14 protein-coding genes are annotated in these 15032 nt (G+C 65.8%); 6 read left to right on the forward strand and 8 right to left on the reverse strand.

What is annotated here, in order from left to right; genetic code table 11:
• Window positions 1-39 precede the first annotated feature (39 nt).
• Both APT59_RS01190 and APT59_RS01200 read right to left on the reverse strand, forming a co-directional pair.
• Window positions 40-1257 carry an efflux RND transporter periplasmic adaptor subunit gene (locus tag APT59_RS01190; RefSeq protein ID WP_059313185.1) on the reverse strand — a complete coding sequence of 406 codons (1218 nt, stop codon included), beginning with the start codon at window positions 1255-1257 and terminating at the stop codon, window positions 40-42.
• Between the two features lie 597 nt (window positions 1258-1854).
• The gene (locus APT59_RS01200) at window positions 1855-2775 is read right to left on the reverse strand and encodes a LysR family transcriptional regulator (RefSeq protein ID WP_059313187.1); all 921 of its coding nucleotides are present in this window, start codon (window positions 2773-2775) and stop codon (window positions 1855-1857) included.
• A gap of 149 nt (window positions 2776-2924) precedes the next feature.
• On the opposite strand from APT59_RS01200, the gene APT59_RS01205 reads away from it, so the two are divergent.
• On the forward strand, window positions 2925-3944 hold the full coding sequence (locus APT59_RS01205; protein ID WP_059313188.1) for a zinc-dependent alcohol dehydrogenase family protein: 1020 nt from the start codon (window positions 2925-2927) through the stop codon (window positions 3942-3944).
• Between the two features lie 57 nt (window positions 3945-4001).
• Here the strand turns inward: APT59_RS01205 and APT59_RS01210 are convergent, their stop codons facing one another.
• A complete protein-coding gene (locus APT59_RS01210) occupies window positions 4002-5063 on the reverse strand; it encodes an acyltransferase family protein (protein ID WP_059313189.1) in 1062 nt (353 codons plus the stop codon).
• A 300-nt stretch (window positions 5064-5363) separates the two neighbouring features.
• The gene (locus tag APT59_RS01215; RefSeq protein ID WP_027600646.1) at window positions 5364-5660 is read right to left on the reverse strand and encodes a YciI family protein; all 297 of its coding nucleotides are present in this window, start codon (window positions 5658-5660) and stop codon (window positions 5364-5366) included.
• Window positions 5661-5858: 198 nt separating this feature from the next.
• On the opposite strand from APT59_RS01215, the gene APT59_RS01220 reads away from it, so the two are divergent.
• A complete protein-coding gene (locus tag APT59_RS01220; protein WP_059313190.1) occupies window positions 5859-6812 on the forward strand; it encodes an aliphatic sulfonate ABC transporter substrate-binding protein in 954 nt (317 codons plus the stop codon).
• A 17-nt stretch (window positions 6813-6829) separates the two neighbouring features.
• Here the strand turns inward: APT59_RS01220 and znuB are convergent, their stop codons facing one another.
• From znuB to APT59_RS01235, 3 genes are read right to left on the reverse strand one after another with little or no spacing between them, the layout of a single operon-like run.
• A complete protein-coding gene (gene znuB / locus APT59_RS01225; RefSeq protein WP_059313191.1) occupies window positions 6830-7615 on the reverse strand; it encodes a zinc ABC transporter permease subunit ZnuB in 786 nt (261 codons plus the stop codon).
• On the reverse strand, window positions 7608-8378 hold the full coding sequence (gene znuC, locus APT59_RS01230; protein ID WP_059316798.1) for a zinc ABC transporter ATP-binding protein ZnuC: 771 nt from the start codon (window positions 8376-8378) through the stop codon (window positions 7608-7610). Before znuC ends, znuB begins: the two co-directional genes overlap by 8 nt.
• Window positions 8375-8860 (reverse strand): Fur family transcriptional regulator, encoded by a 486-nt coding sequence (locus tag APT59_RS01235; RefSeq protein WP_059313192.1) that lies wholly within the window; start codon window positions 8858-8860, stop codon window positions 8375-8377. Before APT59_RS01235 ends, znuC begins: the two co-directional genes overlap by 4 nt.
• Window positions 8861-8925: 65 nt before the next feature.
• Here APT59_RS01235 and znuA point away from each other — a divergent pair, with 65 nt between their 5' ends.
• From znuA to APT59_RS01255, 4 genes are all read left to right on the forward strand, one after another.
• Complete coding sequence (znuA, locus tag APT59_RS01240) at window positions 8926-9927, forward strand: zinc ABC transporter substrate-binding protein ZnuA (protein WP_059313193.1); 1002 nt, start codon at window positions 8926-8928, stop codon at window positions 9925-9927.
• 517 nt (window positions 9928-10444) lie between these two features.
• The gene (locus APT59_RS01245) at window positions 10445-11122 is read left to right on the forward strand and encodes a response regulator transcription factor (protein ID WP_007159882.1); all 678 of its coding nucleotides are present in this window, start codon (window positions 10445-10447) and stop codon (window positions 11120-11122) included.
• Window positions 11119-12513 carry an ATP-binding protein gene (locus APT59_RS01250; protein WP_059313194.1) on the forward strand — a complete coding sequence of 465 codons (1395 nt, stop codon included), beginning with the start codon at window positions 11119-11121 and terminating at the stop codon, window positions 12511-12513. The genes APT59_RS01245 and APT59_RS01250 overlap by 4 nt, the downstream gene beginning before the upstream one ends.
• Window positions 12514-12574: 61 nt before the next feature.
• Complete coding sequence (locus tag APT59_RS01255; protein ID WP_017642321.1) at window positions 12575-13027, forward strand: thioesterase domain-containing protein; 453 nt, start codon at window positions 12575-12577, stop codon at window positions 13025-13027.
• 252 nt (window positions 13028-13279) lie between these two features.
• Here the strand turns inward: APT59_RS01255 and APT59_RS01260 are convergent, their stop codons facing one another.
• Window positions 13280-14983, reverse strand: a complete 1704-nt coding sequence (locus tag APT59_RS01260) for a peptidoglycan D,D-transpeptidase FtsI family protein (protein ID WP_059313195.1) — start codon at window positions 14981-14983, stop codon at window positions 13280-13282.
• Window positions 14984-15032 lie beyond the last annotated feature (49 nt).

Consider the following 15032-nt stretch of genomic DNA (forward strand, 5'->3'; position numbering starts at 1 on the left):
GGGAGAAAGTCTGAAACGGGACGGGGTGGAGCCTGGGGTCTAGCGACTACCCACCTTGAGTGGCTGGGTGGGCGCCGGCAGGCTGGCCAAAACCGCATCGCGCTGGCGCTTGAGGGCGGCCAGGGTGGTGGCATCGGCCATGGGTACCGACTGGACGTCGACGGTCATGCCCGGACGCACCCGTTGCAGGCCGTTGACCACGATGCGATCGCCGGCTTCCAGCCCCTTGCGCACGATGCGCAGGCCTTCCAGGCGCGGACCCAGTTCGATGGTGCGATAGGCGGCCTTGTTCTGGCCGTCCACCACCAGCACGAATTTCTTGCCCAGGTCGGTGCCCACGGCGGCGTCCTGGATCAGGGTGCCTTCGTAGGTACCGCTGCCCACCAGGCGCAGCCGGGCATAGAGCCCCGGGGTGAAGCGGCCGTCGGCGTTGTCGAACACGGCGCGGCCGTGGATGGTGCCGGTGCGCGGATCGAGCTGGTTGTCCATGAAGTCCATGTGGCCTTCGTGGGAGAAGTCGTTCTCGTCGGACAGCGCCATGTAGACCGGGCTGGCGGCACCGCGCTGACCCTGGCGGGCGAGGGTCTGCTGCTTGAGGAAGACGCGCTCGTCGGCGTCGAAGTAGGCATAGACCTTGTCGGTGGAGACCAGGGTGGTGAGGCGGGTATCACCGGCGTTGACCAGGTTGCCGGCCGTCACCTCGGCACGTCCGACGCGACCGTCGATGGCAGCGCGTACCTCGGTGAAGCCCAGATTCAGGCGCGCGGCGTCCAGTTGCGCCTGGGCAGCGGCGACGCTGGCCTTGGCTTCCTGGGCAGCGCTGCGACGGGCCTCGACGATTTCCGCGGAGATGGCGTTGCTGCTGCGCAGGCGCTCGCCCCGGGCGGCTTCGTCGGCGGTGCGGCTGGCGCTGGCACGGGCCTGTTGCAGTTCGGCTTCGAGGCGCTTGACCTCGGCCTGGAAGGGCCGCGGGTCGATCTGCAGCAAGAGATCGCCGCGCTTGACCCGGGTCCCCTCGTGGAAGAAGACGCGGTCGACATAGCCCGACACGCGGGGGCGGACCACCACGGATTCCGGGGCTTCCAGCCGGCCAGTCACCTCGTCCCACTCCACCACCGGCTGGCGTAGCACCTCGGCGGCGCTCACCTTGGGCGCGGGCGGCGCGGCGCTGGCCTGGGGATGGGAATCGCCACAGGCGGCGAGCAGTAGCGTGGAGGTCAGGGCCAGGGGGCCGAGGGTTTTCGCGAAGAGGTCCATGTTCGAGTCCGCCCGAGGTGGAAAGAGGTCAGGGAGGCGAGTCTGCCGCCGGGCAAGGTCGGCGACGAATCGAAGGGCTCGAACTTATTTATCGATGGCGGTGATGGTTTTGCCGTAGGTATCGCTGGCGGTGATGGCGGTCGGCGCAAAGCCGCGTTCTTGAGCGCTTCAATTTGGCATTCGTCCTGAGCTAGATTGGCAAGACTCCAGGTCCTGTCTTTTCCATGCGAACAGCGGCGGTCTCGATGCTCCAGCCGAGATCTGCTGCAGGAGGATGAAGATGTCTCGATCCATCCATGGGCTGGTGGTGGCCGCTGCTCTGCTGGCCAGCGCTGCGGTCGCCGCCCAGCCGGTTATGCCCGAATTCTCGCTCCCGCGATCTGAACACCTGTTAGTGGCCGGTAACGGCGGTGCTGGCGGCGCGGGTGGAGCAGGCGGTAGCGGCGTGATACCGGGCAAGGGTGGTAGCGGTGGTCAGGGCGGTGCCGCCGGGCCCGGCGGCGTTCAGGGCGCCAGGGGTAGGGACGGTGCCGAGGGAACTATCATTCCCAGTCGCCCGGCTAACCAGGGTAGCCAGAGACGCGGTGCTGACCAGACCTAGAGACTGTCCGGGTCGCCAATGAACATCTGGATGCGTGACCTCAGCCAGCGTTCGCCGAGGTCGTGATCCTGGGCGCCGCTCCAGGCCATGGGCAGTTCATGGCCGCCGTCGCGCAGCTCCTCGGGTGGGTCCTCGTAGCGGAGGCCGCCGGTGCTGGCCAGCAGGCGCGCGGTGTAGTCCGGCACCATCACCAGCAGGTCGGTTTCCGCCAGCAGCGATCCCAGGCCGTTGAACTGGGGTACCGCCAGCACCACCCGGCGCTGGCGGCCAAGTTTGTCCAGCAACTCGTCGACATAGCCGGTGAGGTCGCCCGCGTAGGACACCAGGGCATGGGGGCGGGCGCAGTATTCGTCCAGGGTCAGGCGGCCGGGCTTGCTGTCGGCGCGCAGGACCTTGAAGCCGAAGCGACGCACCGGGCGGCGTTTGGCATTGGCCGGCAGTTCCTCGGTGTAGCCCACCGCCACGGTGATCTCGCCGGAGGCCAGCATGCCAGCCGCGGTCAGGTAGTTCATGCGCCGCACCACCAGGGTCGTCCCCGGCGCTTCGATGCGGATTCTTCTGAGCAGCGGTGGGAGCAGGGCGAATTCGACATCGTCGGACAGGCCGACGCGAAACACCCGGTCGGCGCTGGCCGGCTCGAAACTCTGGGTCCGGCTCACCGCGCTGGAGATCTGGTCCAGGGCCGGCGACAGCAGGGCGGCGATCTCCTGCGCGCGCGGCGTGGGTTCCATGCTGCGCCCGGTACGCACGAACAGCGGATCGTCGAACAGCGTACGTAGCCGCGCCAGGGCGGCGCTGATGGCCGGCTGGCCGAGAAACAGCTTTTCCGCGGCACGAGTGACGCTGCGTTCGAGCATCAGGGTCTCGAACACGATGAGCAGGTTGAGGTCGACGCGGCGCAGATCGGTACGGTTCATTCGGGCCCCGATAGGGAGTGGATCGATACCCCCGATGTCCATTATCGATGGGGATGCATAGAATCCTAAGGTAAGGCTGGTTAGAGTCCTAGTCATAGCAGTCCGCCTCGGCAACCGTTCCGGGGTCGGCATCAACGCGAGGTAGTGCCATGTCCCGCCTGATCCAGTTCACCGAATTCGGCCCGCCGGAGGTGCTCACCTGCATCGACCGGCCCAGGCCTGTGGCCGGGCCTGGCGAGGTGCTGGTGCGGGTCCAGGCCATCGGTGTGAGCTGGTACGACGTGCTCTGGCGGCAGAATCTAGCTCCCGAGCAGGCGATACCGCCGGCGGGTCTTGGCTGCGAACTGGCCGGGGTAGTGACCGCCCTGGGCGAGGGTGTCGCCGATCTGGCGATAGGTGATCCGGTGGCCAGCTTTCTCGGCCACGACATCAATCGCTATCCGGCCTATGGCGACGAGCTGGTCTATCCGGCCACCTCCCTGGTGCGCTATCCGGACAATGTGCTTTCGCCCGCGGAGGCCGCGGTGCACTACAACCCGCTGCTCACCATCTATACCGGTCTGGTGCACCAAGCGCGTCTGCAAGCCGGCGAATGGGTACTGATTACCGATGCCAGCCGCTGCTGCGGACCGGCGTCCATCCAGCTGGCCAAGGCCCTGGGCGGCCGCGTCATCGCCAGTACCCATGACGCGGCGGACCGTGACTATCTGCGTGAGTTGGGCGCGGAACGGGTCATCGCTGCCGAGGAAGAGGATCTGGTCAGCCGCATCGCCAGCATCACCGATAGCGTTGGCGTGCATGTGGCCCTGGATGCCCTGGGCGGTCCGCAATTGGCGCTGCTTGGCGAAGCCATGGCGCCCCGCGGTCGGCTGCTGCTCTACGGCCTCAACGGTGGCAACCAGACCCCGCTGCCGGCCTGCGCGGCTTTCAAGAAGAAATTCAAGCTCTACATCCACTGCGTGCAGGACTTCACCGGCCAGCCGGAGATGGGCCTGGAGGCCGATTGCGCCGCGGTGCGCGAAGCCCTGCAGCACATCGACCAGCTGACCCGCGATCGGCTGCTCAAGGCGCAGATCAAGCAGGTCTTTCCCTTCGAGCAGTTCGTCGAGGCCCACCGCTGCATGGAGCAGTGCCCTACCAGGGGCCGCGTCGTCCTCAGCGTCGACTGATGTGCCAGGAAATAAAAAACCCACGCCAAGGCGTGGGTTTTTTCATGGCCGGTCGCCTCAGGCGGTGGCTTTCTTCTGCAGCGGCGGGGTGGCGCGATTGACGCGTGTCTTGGCGCCAAAGAAGGCGACACTGAGGAAGTGCAGCGGGCTGATCCGCTCCAGCACTACCTTGAGCGCCACCGGCAGGAACAGCCCCAGGATCATGCTGACGGTAAAGACCACCCAGATGTCATGTACCTGCAGCTTGTTCAGCACGATGCGGGCACCCGCGGTGCCGAACACGTGGAACAGGTAGATCTCGAAGGAGAAGTAGCCCAGCCAGGCCAGCGGCTTGAAGTAGAAGCGGCGGGCGATCAGCAGGCTGATGGCGGCAAGGCCCAGGGCAGTGCCCACCACGGCCATGTCGCCTTCGTCGAGGTCGACCAGTTCGAACAGATAGGCCTGGTCGATCGCCACCAGGATCACCAGGGCTACCGCCATCGTCATGATATTGCGACGAGTGATGAGCTGCTCGCTGAAGCGGTAGAGACCCAGGCCCAACAGGAAGAAGGGGAACAACTGCACCGCCTTGTAGAGGCTGAACAGGTCCGGGAAGCTCTCCCAGGCGAAGGACGCCGCCAGGGCGACGGCGAACACCAGCCCAAAGTTGCGCAGGGTCAGCAGCAGGCCGGCCTTCTCCAGCAGGGCGATCACCACGAAGATGCAGAAGATCGACTGCAGGAACCAGAAGTGCGCGTAGCTGAAGAAGTAGATGCTGAAGATGTCGGTCAGCTGCGGCTTGTAGTTGGTGTTGGGGACGGCCATCTGCAAGGCGAAGAACAGCGTCGAGACCACCAGCAGGGGAATGCCGATGCGTTTGAACTTGCCCTGGTAGAAGCGCGACAGGTCGCTGCCGGTGTTGACCGGACGCAAGGCGTAGACATAGCCGGAAATAGCGGTGAACAGCGGCATCCGGACGTAAACGAGAGAATCGTAGAGATAGCGCAGCACGGATTCGTCGGGCACCTTCAGGCCCAGGGTGGACGAACTACCGATGACATGGCCCGCTACCATCAGAAACAGCGCCAGTCCGCGGATCGTCTCTATGCGCAGATCCTTTTCAGGCGTGGTCTTGGTCATGCTGAGTCCTCTGTACTAGCTAAGCGAGACAGCGTTTCCACAGGAGTAGGGAAAGGATGTCGGCGCATCAGATCATCTGAGCCCGGTGAGCTTAGGCTAGTTCGTTAGCTTCCTTGCGGTAAGGACGGGAAAAGCCCGGCTTTTCTTGCGCTGCATCACTTTTCTGTGAAGCGATTCTTGAAAGTGTGAACTTGCAACGTCAGCGAACGGCATTGATCGAGATGGCATTGTGCCAGTTTTAAGGCTTTCTTAAGCCAGATGGCGTAAGCACGGCGGCCGTATCGGCCGCCGGTTCGATCTTCAGACGAATGCCTTGCCGTCCAGAATCGCCTTGCGCCAGCGGGTGATACGCACCTCGCCCGGCAGGCCGGCGGAAGTGAAGGGATCACGGGCGATAAAGGCTTCGGCCTCGGCGCGGGTTTCCACATCGACGATGTAGACACTGCCCGTGGCGGTTTCGCCGTCGTCGCTGAGCTTGGCGCCGCAGGCCAGCAGGGCGGCGGCATTCTCGCGCAGGAAGTCCAGATGGGCCGGGCGATGCTGCTGGCGCAGGGCCAAGCTGTCCGGCTTGTCGAAGGTCTCGATCAGAAAAGGCATGGCAGGCTCCCATAGGGGCGGCGGCCCCGGTGGCCGCCGCTGGCGCAGGGTGGCGCGATCCTGGGGGCAGCGTCAATCGGACCTTGGCCGGCTACCTTCCCTGCAGACCGGGCATAGGCATAGCAGTGAAACGTATTAAACATTTGGATCTAAACGGTGCAGGCTGACCTTTCTCAATGGAATATAAGGAAAGGTCCCATGTCGCTCCTGCCTCTCCCACGCCTCGCGCCTTTGCTCATGACCCTGCTGATGACGCTCAGCGTATGGGTGCCCGTGCAGGCCGCCGACCAAGCCCTGCGCGTCGGCTATCAAAAGGGCGGCGGCCTGTTGGCCGTGCTCAAGGCCCAGGGCACCCTGGAACGGGCCTTCGCCGCCCAGGGCTATCACCTGAGCTGGCGTGAATTCCAGGCCGGCCCTCAGCTGCTGGAGGCCCTCAACGCCGGCAGCATCGATGTCGGCTATACCGGCTCGCCGCCGCCGATCTTCGCTCAGGCCGCTGGAATCGATCTGGTCTATCTGGGCGCCGAGCCGGCCAGTGAGGCGGTCGAGGCCATCCTGGTGCCGGACGCCTCGCCGATCCACGACGTGGCCGGGCTCAAGGGCAGGAAGGTGGCGGTACAGAAGGGGTCGAGCGCCAACTTCCTGCTGGTCGCGGCCCTGGAAAAGGCCGGACTCGGCTTCAAGGACATCCAGCCGGTCTATCTGCCGCCGGCCGATGCCCGCGCTGCCTTTGCCAGTGGTTCGGTGGATGCCTGGGTGGTCTGGGATCCCTACCTGGCCGCCATCCAGCAGAGCCAGCCGGTGCGGGTGCTCGCCGACTATAAAGGCCTGCTGCACGCCAACAGCTTCTATGAGGGCTCGCGCCGCTTCGCCAACGCTCATCCCGCGGCGATCCAGCTACTGCTCGCGGAACTGGCCAAGGCCGGTGCCTGGGCCAATGCCCACAAGCCGGAGGTGAGTCGCATCCTGGCCGCACAGATCGGTCTGCCAGAGGCAGTGATCGCTACCTGGCAGGCGCGCACCCGCTACGGCGCGACGGCGCTGACGCCGGAGATCATCGCCGTCCAGCAACAGACCGCCGACATCTTCCATGCCCAGGGGCTGATCCCCCGACCGGTGGATGTCAGCCAGGCGGTCTGGCAGGCGCCCTAGCAGACTTTGAGCGGTCTCTAGGCGCGGCGGGGTAAGAGGTAGCCCAGCAGAAACATCCCGGCGGCGGCCACCACGACCGAGGGTCCGGCCGGGGTGTCCTGGTACCAGGACAGGGTCAACCCCAGGCACACGGCGGCCATGCCCAGCAGGCTGGCGCCGCAGGCCATCTGCTCGGGACTGCGAGCGTGGCGCTGGGCCGTGGCGGCGGGGATGATCAGCAGCGAGGTGATCAGCAGCACCCCGACGATCTTCATGGCCACGGCGATGACGATGGCCACCAGCAGCATCAGTGCCAGGCGGATCCAGGTCACCGGCAGGCCTTCGACCTGGGCCAGTTCCTCGTGCACGGTGATGGCCAGCAGCGGTCGCCACAGCCAGACCAGGGCCGCCAGCACCAGGGCGCTGCCGCCAAGGATCCAGCGCAGATCACTGGGTCCCACGGCCAGCAGATCACCGAACAGATAGCTCATCAGGTCGATCCGCACCTCGTGCATGAACGACAGCGCCACCAGACCCAGGGACAGGGTGCTGTGGGCGAGGATGCCCAGCAGGGTATCGGCGGCCAGGCCCCGGCGGCGCTGCAGCACCACCAGTACCACGGCCAGCGCCAGGCAGCCGACGGTGACGGTCAGGGTCGGGCTGACATCCAGCAGAAAGCCCACGGCCACCCCGAGCAGGGCGGCATGGGACAGGGTGTCGCCGAAGTAGGCCATGCGCCGCCAGACCACGAAGGAGCCCAGGGGACCGGCGACGAGGGCAAGGGCGAGACCGGCGAGCAGGGCATACAGCAGGAAATCAGCCATGCTTGCAGTGGGCTCCATGGACATGCGGGGTCTTGACCACGCCGCCGTGCAGGTCGTGAGCGTGATCGTGGTGATGGTGGTAGACGGCGAGATTGCGCGCGCTCTGGCCAAACAGCGCCTGGTAGGCCGGATCGCCGCTGACCTGCTCGGGGTGGCCGGAGCAGCAGACGTGGCGATTCAGGCAGATCACCTGGTCGGTGGCGCCCATCACCAGATGCAGGTCGTGGGAGACCATCAGCACGCCGCAGCCATGACGCTCGCGCAGCTGGCCGATCAGCCGATACAGCTCGCTCTGGCCGCTGATGTCGACGCCCTGCACGGGTTCGTCGAGGACCAGCAGCTCGGGTTGGCGAAGCAGGGCGCGCGCCAGCAGCACCCGTTGCAGCTCGCCGCCGGAGACGCTCTGCAGGGGGCTGTCGATGACCCCTTCGGCGCCCACTTCACCCAGGGCGGCGAGGGCACTGGCGCGGGTGACGCCTGGCACCAGGCGCAGGAAGCGCAGCACCGACAGCGGCAGGGTGGCATCCACCTGCAGTTTCTGCGGCATGTAGCCGATGCGCAGGCGCGGCCGGCGCCAGACACTGCCGCGATCCGGGGTGAGCAGCCCGAGCACGCTGCGCACCAGGGTGGTCTTGCCGGCCCCGTTGGGGCCGATGAGGGTGACGATGCGGCCGGGATCCAGGCTCAGGCTGACCTGGTCGAGCACCGGCTGGCCGCCAAAGGTCACGCTGACATCCTGCAGCCGGATCAGCGCCTCGCTCATGCTCGCTTCCGGCAGGCGGCGCATTGGCCGACCACTTCCACGGTCTGGCCTTCCACCTGAAAGCCCACGGCCTTGGCGCCGTCGAGAATCGCCTGGTGGACCGCCGGCTGTTCCAGTTCGATGCTCATCTGGCAGGTGCGGCAGATCAGGAACTGGCCCTGGTGGGCTTCGCCGGGGTGGTTGCAGCCGACGAAGGCGTTGAGCGAGGCGATACGGTGCACCAGGCCGTTTTCCACCAGGAAATCCAGCGCCCGGTAGACGGTGGGCGGCGCCGCGCGGCGGCCGTCCTGCTCGCTGAGCACGGCCAGGATGTCGTAGGCGCCGAGCGGTTTGTGGCTTTGCCAGACCAGCTCCAGCACCCGCTTGCGCAGGTCGGTGAGGCGCACGCCGGCGCGACTGCAGAGGTCATCGGCCTCGGCCAGGGCGTGGGCGACGCAGCGCGAATGATCATGGGGCCGAAAGGCCAGGGGGGCGTCGGACATGGAACGATACCTTGAGAGCCAGAACGTTATTATATTGCACCTCTCTTAAGAATCGGGATTTTCACGTGCCACGCCTCCTACCCCTCGTCGCCTCCCTACTGCTCACCGCAACCCTGCTGCCCGCCCAGGCCGAAGTGAAGGTCCTCACCAGCATCAAGCCCCTGCAACTGATCGCCGCGGCCATTCAGGACGGCACCGGCCAGCCTGCCGTGCTCCTGCCGCCAGGCGCCTCTCCCCATCACTACGCCTTGCGGCCCTCGGACCTGCGCCAGGTGCGCGAGGCCAACCTGGTCTACTGGATCGGCCCGGATCTGGAAACCTTCCTGCCGGCGGTGCTCAAGGAGCGCCAGGGCCCCAGCGTGGCGGTGCAGGAACTGCCCGGTCTGCACCTGCGCCGCTTCGGTGCCGAGCATGCCCATGAGCATGGCGAGGACGCTCACGACGAGGCGCATGCCCACGGTGATGAACATGAACATGAACATGAACATGAACATGAACAGGGTGCCGCGCCCGAATACGCCCATGACCACGATCATCGCCCGGGTAGCCTTGATGCGCATCTCTGGCTGGCCCCGGCCAATGCTCGGGTGATCGCCGCCCGTCTGGCCGCCGACCTAAGTCAGGCCGATCCGGCCAATGCGTCGCGCTACGCCGCCAACCTCAAGACCTTCGACGCCGCCCTGGCCACCAAGGACCAGGCCGTGCGCGCCCAGCTGGCGCCGCTGGCGAGCAAGCCCTACTTCGTCTTCCACGAAGCCTTCGACTATTTCGAGGAAGCCTATGGCCTGAGCCATCGCGGCGTCTTCGCCCTCGGCGCCGATGTCCAGCCCGGTGCCCGCCACGTGGCCGCCATGCGTGAAGAACTCAAGGCCGCAGGGCCGACCTGTGTCTTCACCGAGCCGCCCTTGCAGCCCAAGATCGCCACCACCCTGAGCAGTGGCCTGCCGGTAACCCTGGTAGAGCTCGATCCCCTGGGCGCCCGCATCCCGGCCAATGCCGGCGGTTATGCCCAGCTGCTGCAGAACGTGACCGACACGCTCAGCGGCTGCCTGAGCAAGCTGCCCTGAGGCCCTGGGGTGACGGCCAGGCTGACGCTACCGTCCGTCGCCCTTGACCTGCCCTGGTGATCGTTCAGCTGGCGTTCAGGACGAGTTCAGGCAGCGTTCAGGGCCATTGGCCTAATCTGCAACTGTCAGATCAGCAACGCCGAGGTCGCCCGGATATGTTCACCCTAGCGCAGCTCCCGCTAAGGCAGATCGTCCGGACACTTCGACCCGACCTGGCGATGTTCATCCTTGTAACTCCACTGCAGGGTCACCAAGTCAGCTCTGGTCCTCTGTAGCCGTCTCACGACGGAGCCGTCCCCCAACGGCAGTTTCCGATCCCCATGAAGTGCTCCTTACCTCTCCAACTGGAGAGGTTTTTTTTGCCTGGAATAAAGTAAGTGTTCCCATCCATTCGCTCCCCGCTCTCGCCGCCAGCCCGCTCCAGGCGCCATAATCGACGTCAGGACGTAGCTGCGCGAAGCCAACGACAGGCGCAGTCGCGGCCGGAGAGTGCCTCTTTAGCTGTTCAGGAGTCTGCATGAAGATCCTCGTCGTCGAAGACGAAAACCTGCTGCGCCACCACCTCAAGGTGCGTCTGGGTGAAGCGGGTCATGTCGTCAATGCCGTGGCCGATGCGGAAGAAGCGCTCTACAGCGCCCGCGAATTCCATCACGACCTCGCCATCATCGATCTGGGCCTGCCCGGCATGAGCGGACTCGATCTGATCCGCCAGCTGCGTAACCAGGGCGCCACCCTGCCGATCCTCATCCTCACCGCCCGCGGCAGCTGGCAGGACAAGGTCGAGGGCCTGGGTGCCGGGGCGGACGATTACGTGGTCAAGCCCTTCCAGTTCGAAGAACTGGAGGCTCGCCTGAATGTGTTGCTGCGGCGCTCGGCGGGTTTCGTCCAGCCGAGCATCCGGGCCGGTTCGCTCAAGCTGGACCTGGGTCGCCAGCAGGCCTTCAACGAAGAACAGCCGCTGCAGCTCACCGCCTACGAGTACCGCCTGCTGGAATACCTGATGCGCAACCATCAGCAGGTGATCACCAAGGAGCGGCTCATGGAGCAGCTCTACGACGATGACGGCGAGCACGACAGCAACGTCATCGAGGTGCTGGTGGGCCGCCTGAGGCGCAAGCTGGAAGCCAGCTGCCAGATGCAACCCATAGAAACGGTCCGTGGCCGCGGCTATCTGTTCACCGAGCGCTGCCAGTGATTCGTTCCTTTCGCGTGCGGCTGCTGCTCAGCGCGGCCCTGCTGGTGATCGTCTGCCTGGCGCTGATCGTGCCGGCGATCCGCAATGCCTTCGACCGCACCGTGGAAAACTTCGTCGCCGCCCGCCTGGAGGCCAACGCCAACACCCTGATCGGCGCGGCGCGGGCCATCGACGGGCGTCTGGCGATGCCGGAGATGATCGCCGAAGAGGTCTTCGACCGTCCCGGGTCGCCCATCCTGGGCTATGTCTACGACCAGAATGGCCGTCTGCTCTGGCGTTCGCGCTCGGCGATCAAGGAGCGACCGAACTATCGACCGACCTTTGACGGCGGTGGGGTCAAGCTGGTCAAGGCCACCGACGATCAGGGCCAGGGTTTCTTCGTCTTCGATCGCGAGGTGTTGCTGGGCAATCCACCGGTCGCGGGCTTCAGCGTGGTCACCATGCAGCCGGCCGAGGAATACGAGCGACTGCGCGCGACCTTCGTCCACCAGGTGATCCTCTGGCTGGTCGGGGTGCTGGGTGCCCTGCTGGTGCTGTTGGCCCTGGTCATGCAGTGGAGCCTGAGACCGCTGCGCCGCCTCAGTCAGCAGCTGGACGCGGTGGAAACCGACCAGCGCGAGCTGCTCGACGAAAAGAACGTGCCCAGCGAGATCAGTCGCCTGATCCGTTCGCTCAACCGCCTGCTCGACCATGAGCGTCTGCAGCGCGAGCGCTACCGCGATACCCTCGGCGATCTCGCCCACAGCCTGAAGACGCCGCTGGCGGTGCTGCAGGGCGTGACCGAGGAATTGCGCCGCCGACCGCAGCTGGACCAGGAGGTCGGCACCCTGCAGACCCAGATCGAGCGGATGAACCAGCAGGTGATGTACCAGCTGCAGAGGGCCACGCGCCAGGGCGGTGCGGTGCTCAGCCGGCCGCTGGAGCTGGCGCCGCTGGTGGAGTCGCTGTTCAGTACCCTGGACAAGGTCTATGCCGAGAAGCGCGTCCAGACCGAACTCGACCTGCCGCTCAACCTGCGGGTGCAGGCCGAAGAGGCCGCCATGCTGGAGGTCTTCGGCAATCTGTTGGAAAACGCCTATCGCCTCTGCCTGACCCAGGTGCGGGTCAGCGCCTGGCGCCATACCGAGCACTGGATCGTCGACATCGAGGACGATGGCCCCGGCATCCCCGCCGAGCGCCGCGAAAGCGTGCTGCGCCGCGGCATGCGCATGGACAGCCGACACCCCGGGCAGGGCATCGGCCTGGCGGTGGTGCAGGACATCCTCGAAGGCTATCGCAGCAGCCTGACCATCGATGAATCGAGCCTGGGTGGTGCCCGTTTCCGCTTTCGCCTGCCGGCGGCGATTTCCCCGGAGCGGCCTTCCTTGGTGCACAATGGCGCCAGGACGTGACCCATGGGTCATGGCTTGCGTCTGCTCCTGATAGTGAAATTCTGTCTGTAAGGACCCCGGCATGAGCCGCGACTGCCGTCACCTCGAATCCCTGCTCCACCACGATATTCCCATCACCAAGGCCCTGGGCCTGGAAGTCCGCGACTGGAGCGAGCAGCGCCTGCAGCTGCACGCGCCGCTGGATGCCAACATCAACCACGCCAGCACCATGTTCGGCGGCAGCCTCTACTGCGTGGCCGTGCTGGCCGGCTGGGGCTGGCTGTACCTGCGCCTGCGCGAAGCGGGGATCGAGGAAGGCCACATCCTCATCCAGGAAGGCCAGATCAGCTATCCGCGGCCCATCACCGCCGATGCCCTGGCCTATGGCGAGCCGCCCGAGGCACGGGCCTGGGAGCGCTTCGAGACCACCTTCCGCCGCCGCGGCCGCGCCCGCATCACCCTGCAATCGCGCATCGTCACCGAGAGCGGCGAGGATGGGGTGCGCTTTACCGGTCAGTACGTGCTGCATCGCTGAAAGCTTGTCCAAAGTCTGCTGCGCGTCGGCCAAACTGCGTTGAAAAGACCCTGGGCCGCCAGCCCGGTCGGAATGCTCATTTACCATTCGTAAACTCGCGCGCGAGTCCGATCCGCTTCCTCAGGTCTTTTCGCGGGGCCGCCCAGGCCTTGCCTGGCTCTAGCTCGCGAGCCTTTGAACAAGCTTTGGCCAGGTAGCACAGCATGGAAAAGGGCGACCCTGGGGTCGCCCTTTTCCATGTTCGGTCCACGGCTAGCCGTGGGAGTGAGACTCGCCCTTCCCCTGCTGGGCGGTGTCGGTCTCGGGCAGGTTGTCGGGCGGCACCGCCAGGGCGCGTAGCGCGCCGGACATGATCTCGCTGAATGTCGGCGCCGAGACCAGGCCGCCGAAGTAGCCTTCCTTGGTCGGGCTGTCGAGCATGACCGCCAGCACCAGCTTGGGATCCGCCGCTGGCGCCATGCCGACGAACAGCGAGCGATAGGCGTGCTCGGTGTAGCTGCCGGAACCTGCCTTGCGCGCGGTACCCGACTTGCCGGCCACGTGATAACCGGGCACCCGGGCGCGATACACGCCGCCTTCGTCTTCCACCACGTGGTTGAGCATGCCGCGGATGCGCCGGGCGATGTTCGGGTCCATGGCCTGGATGCTCTGCTGCTTCTGGTCCTTGAGCAGGGTCAGGGGCGTGAGCTTGCCATCGTTGGCGATCACCGAGTAGGCCTGGGCCAGCTCAGCGACGTTCACCGCCAGGCTGTAACCAAAGGACATACTGGCCGTGGCGATCTGCGACCACTTGGTATGCCCGGGCAGATAACCTGCGTTCTCGCCAGGAAAGCCCAGCGACATGGGGTTGCCGAAGCCGACTCGGCTGAGTTGCTCGTAGATGGGCAGCGGGCCGATCTGCAAGGCCACCTTGCTCATGCCGATGTTGGAGGAGTTGAGCAGCACGCCAGTCATGGTCAGGACGCCGCGCCGGGCCACGTCGTGGATGGTATGACCGTCGATGGTCATCCAGCCCGGCGCCACGTCCACGGTGCTGTTCTCGTTGAATTTGCCCGAGGCCAGCGCCGCCGACATGCTGAACGGCTTGATCACCGAGCCGGGCTCGAAGGCGTCGGTCAGGGTGCGGTTGCGCATGTTGGGGATCTGCAGGGTGGCGCGGTTGTTGGGGTTGTAGGAGGGGAAGTTGGTCATCGCCAGGATCTGTCCGGTCTTGGGGTCGACCAGCACCGCGGACCCGGACTGGGCGCCGAACTTCTCCACGGCTGTCTGCAGCGCGCGGTAGGCGATGAACTGCAGGCGCAGGTCGAGGGACAGGGCCACCTCCCGACTCGGCTGCGGCTGGCGCACCACGCGGATGTTCTTGACCACCGAGCCGCGCGGATTGATCAGCACCTCGCGTACGCCGCTCCGGCCCGCCAGCCAGTCCTCGAAGCCCAGTTCCAGGCCTTCCTGGCCGTGTCCATCAATGTTGACCATGCCGATCACCTGGGCCACCAGGTCGGAGCTCGGGTAGTAGCGCTTGTATTCCTTGATCTGGCGAACGCCAGGCACGCCGAGGGCCATGATGTTCTCGCCATCGATGGGCGACAGGGCGCGGGCCAGATAGAGGAAGTGCTTTTCCGGATGCCCGAGGATCAGGTTGCGCAGCTCGGCCTCGGGCTTGTGGATGGCCTGGGCCAGGCGCCCCAGCTGGTCGGCGCTGTCCTGCATTTCCGCCGGATTGCACCAGATGGTCACCACCTCGGTGGAAACCGCCAGGGGCGCACCGTTGCGATCGGTGATCATGCCGCGGGTGACCGGGATGGGAATGTGGCGCACCGAGCGACGGTCGCCCTGATCGCCGAGGAATTCGGCGTCGAACAGCTTGAGGTAGGTGATGCGTCCGGCGACCACGCAGGTCAACAGGACCAGCACGGCGACCACGACATAGAAGCGATAGCGGGGTGCGGCCGTCATGGCGGCTCCTGCGCGAGAAGAGGGCTTGGACATGGTCACAACTGGTTAC

The sequence above is a fragment of the Pseudomonas oryzihabitans genome (assembly GCF_001518815.1).
GTDB classification, from domain to species: Bacteria; Pseudomonadota; Gammaproteobacteria; order Pseudomonadales; family Pseudomonadaceae; genus Chryseomonas; species Chryseomonas oryzihabitans_E.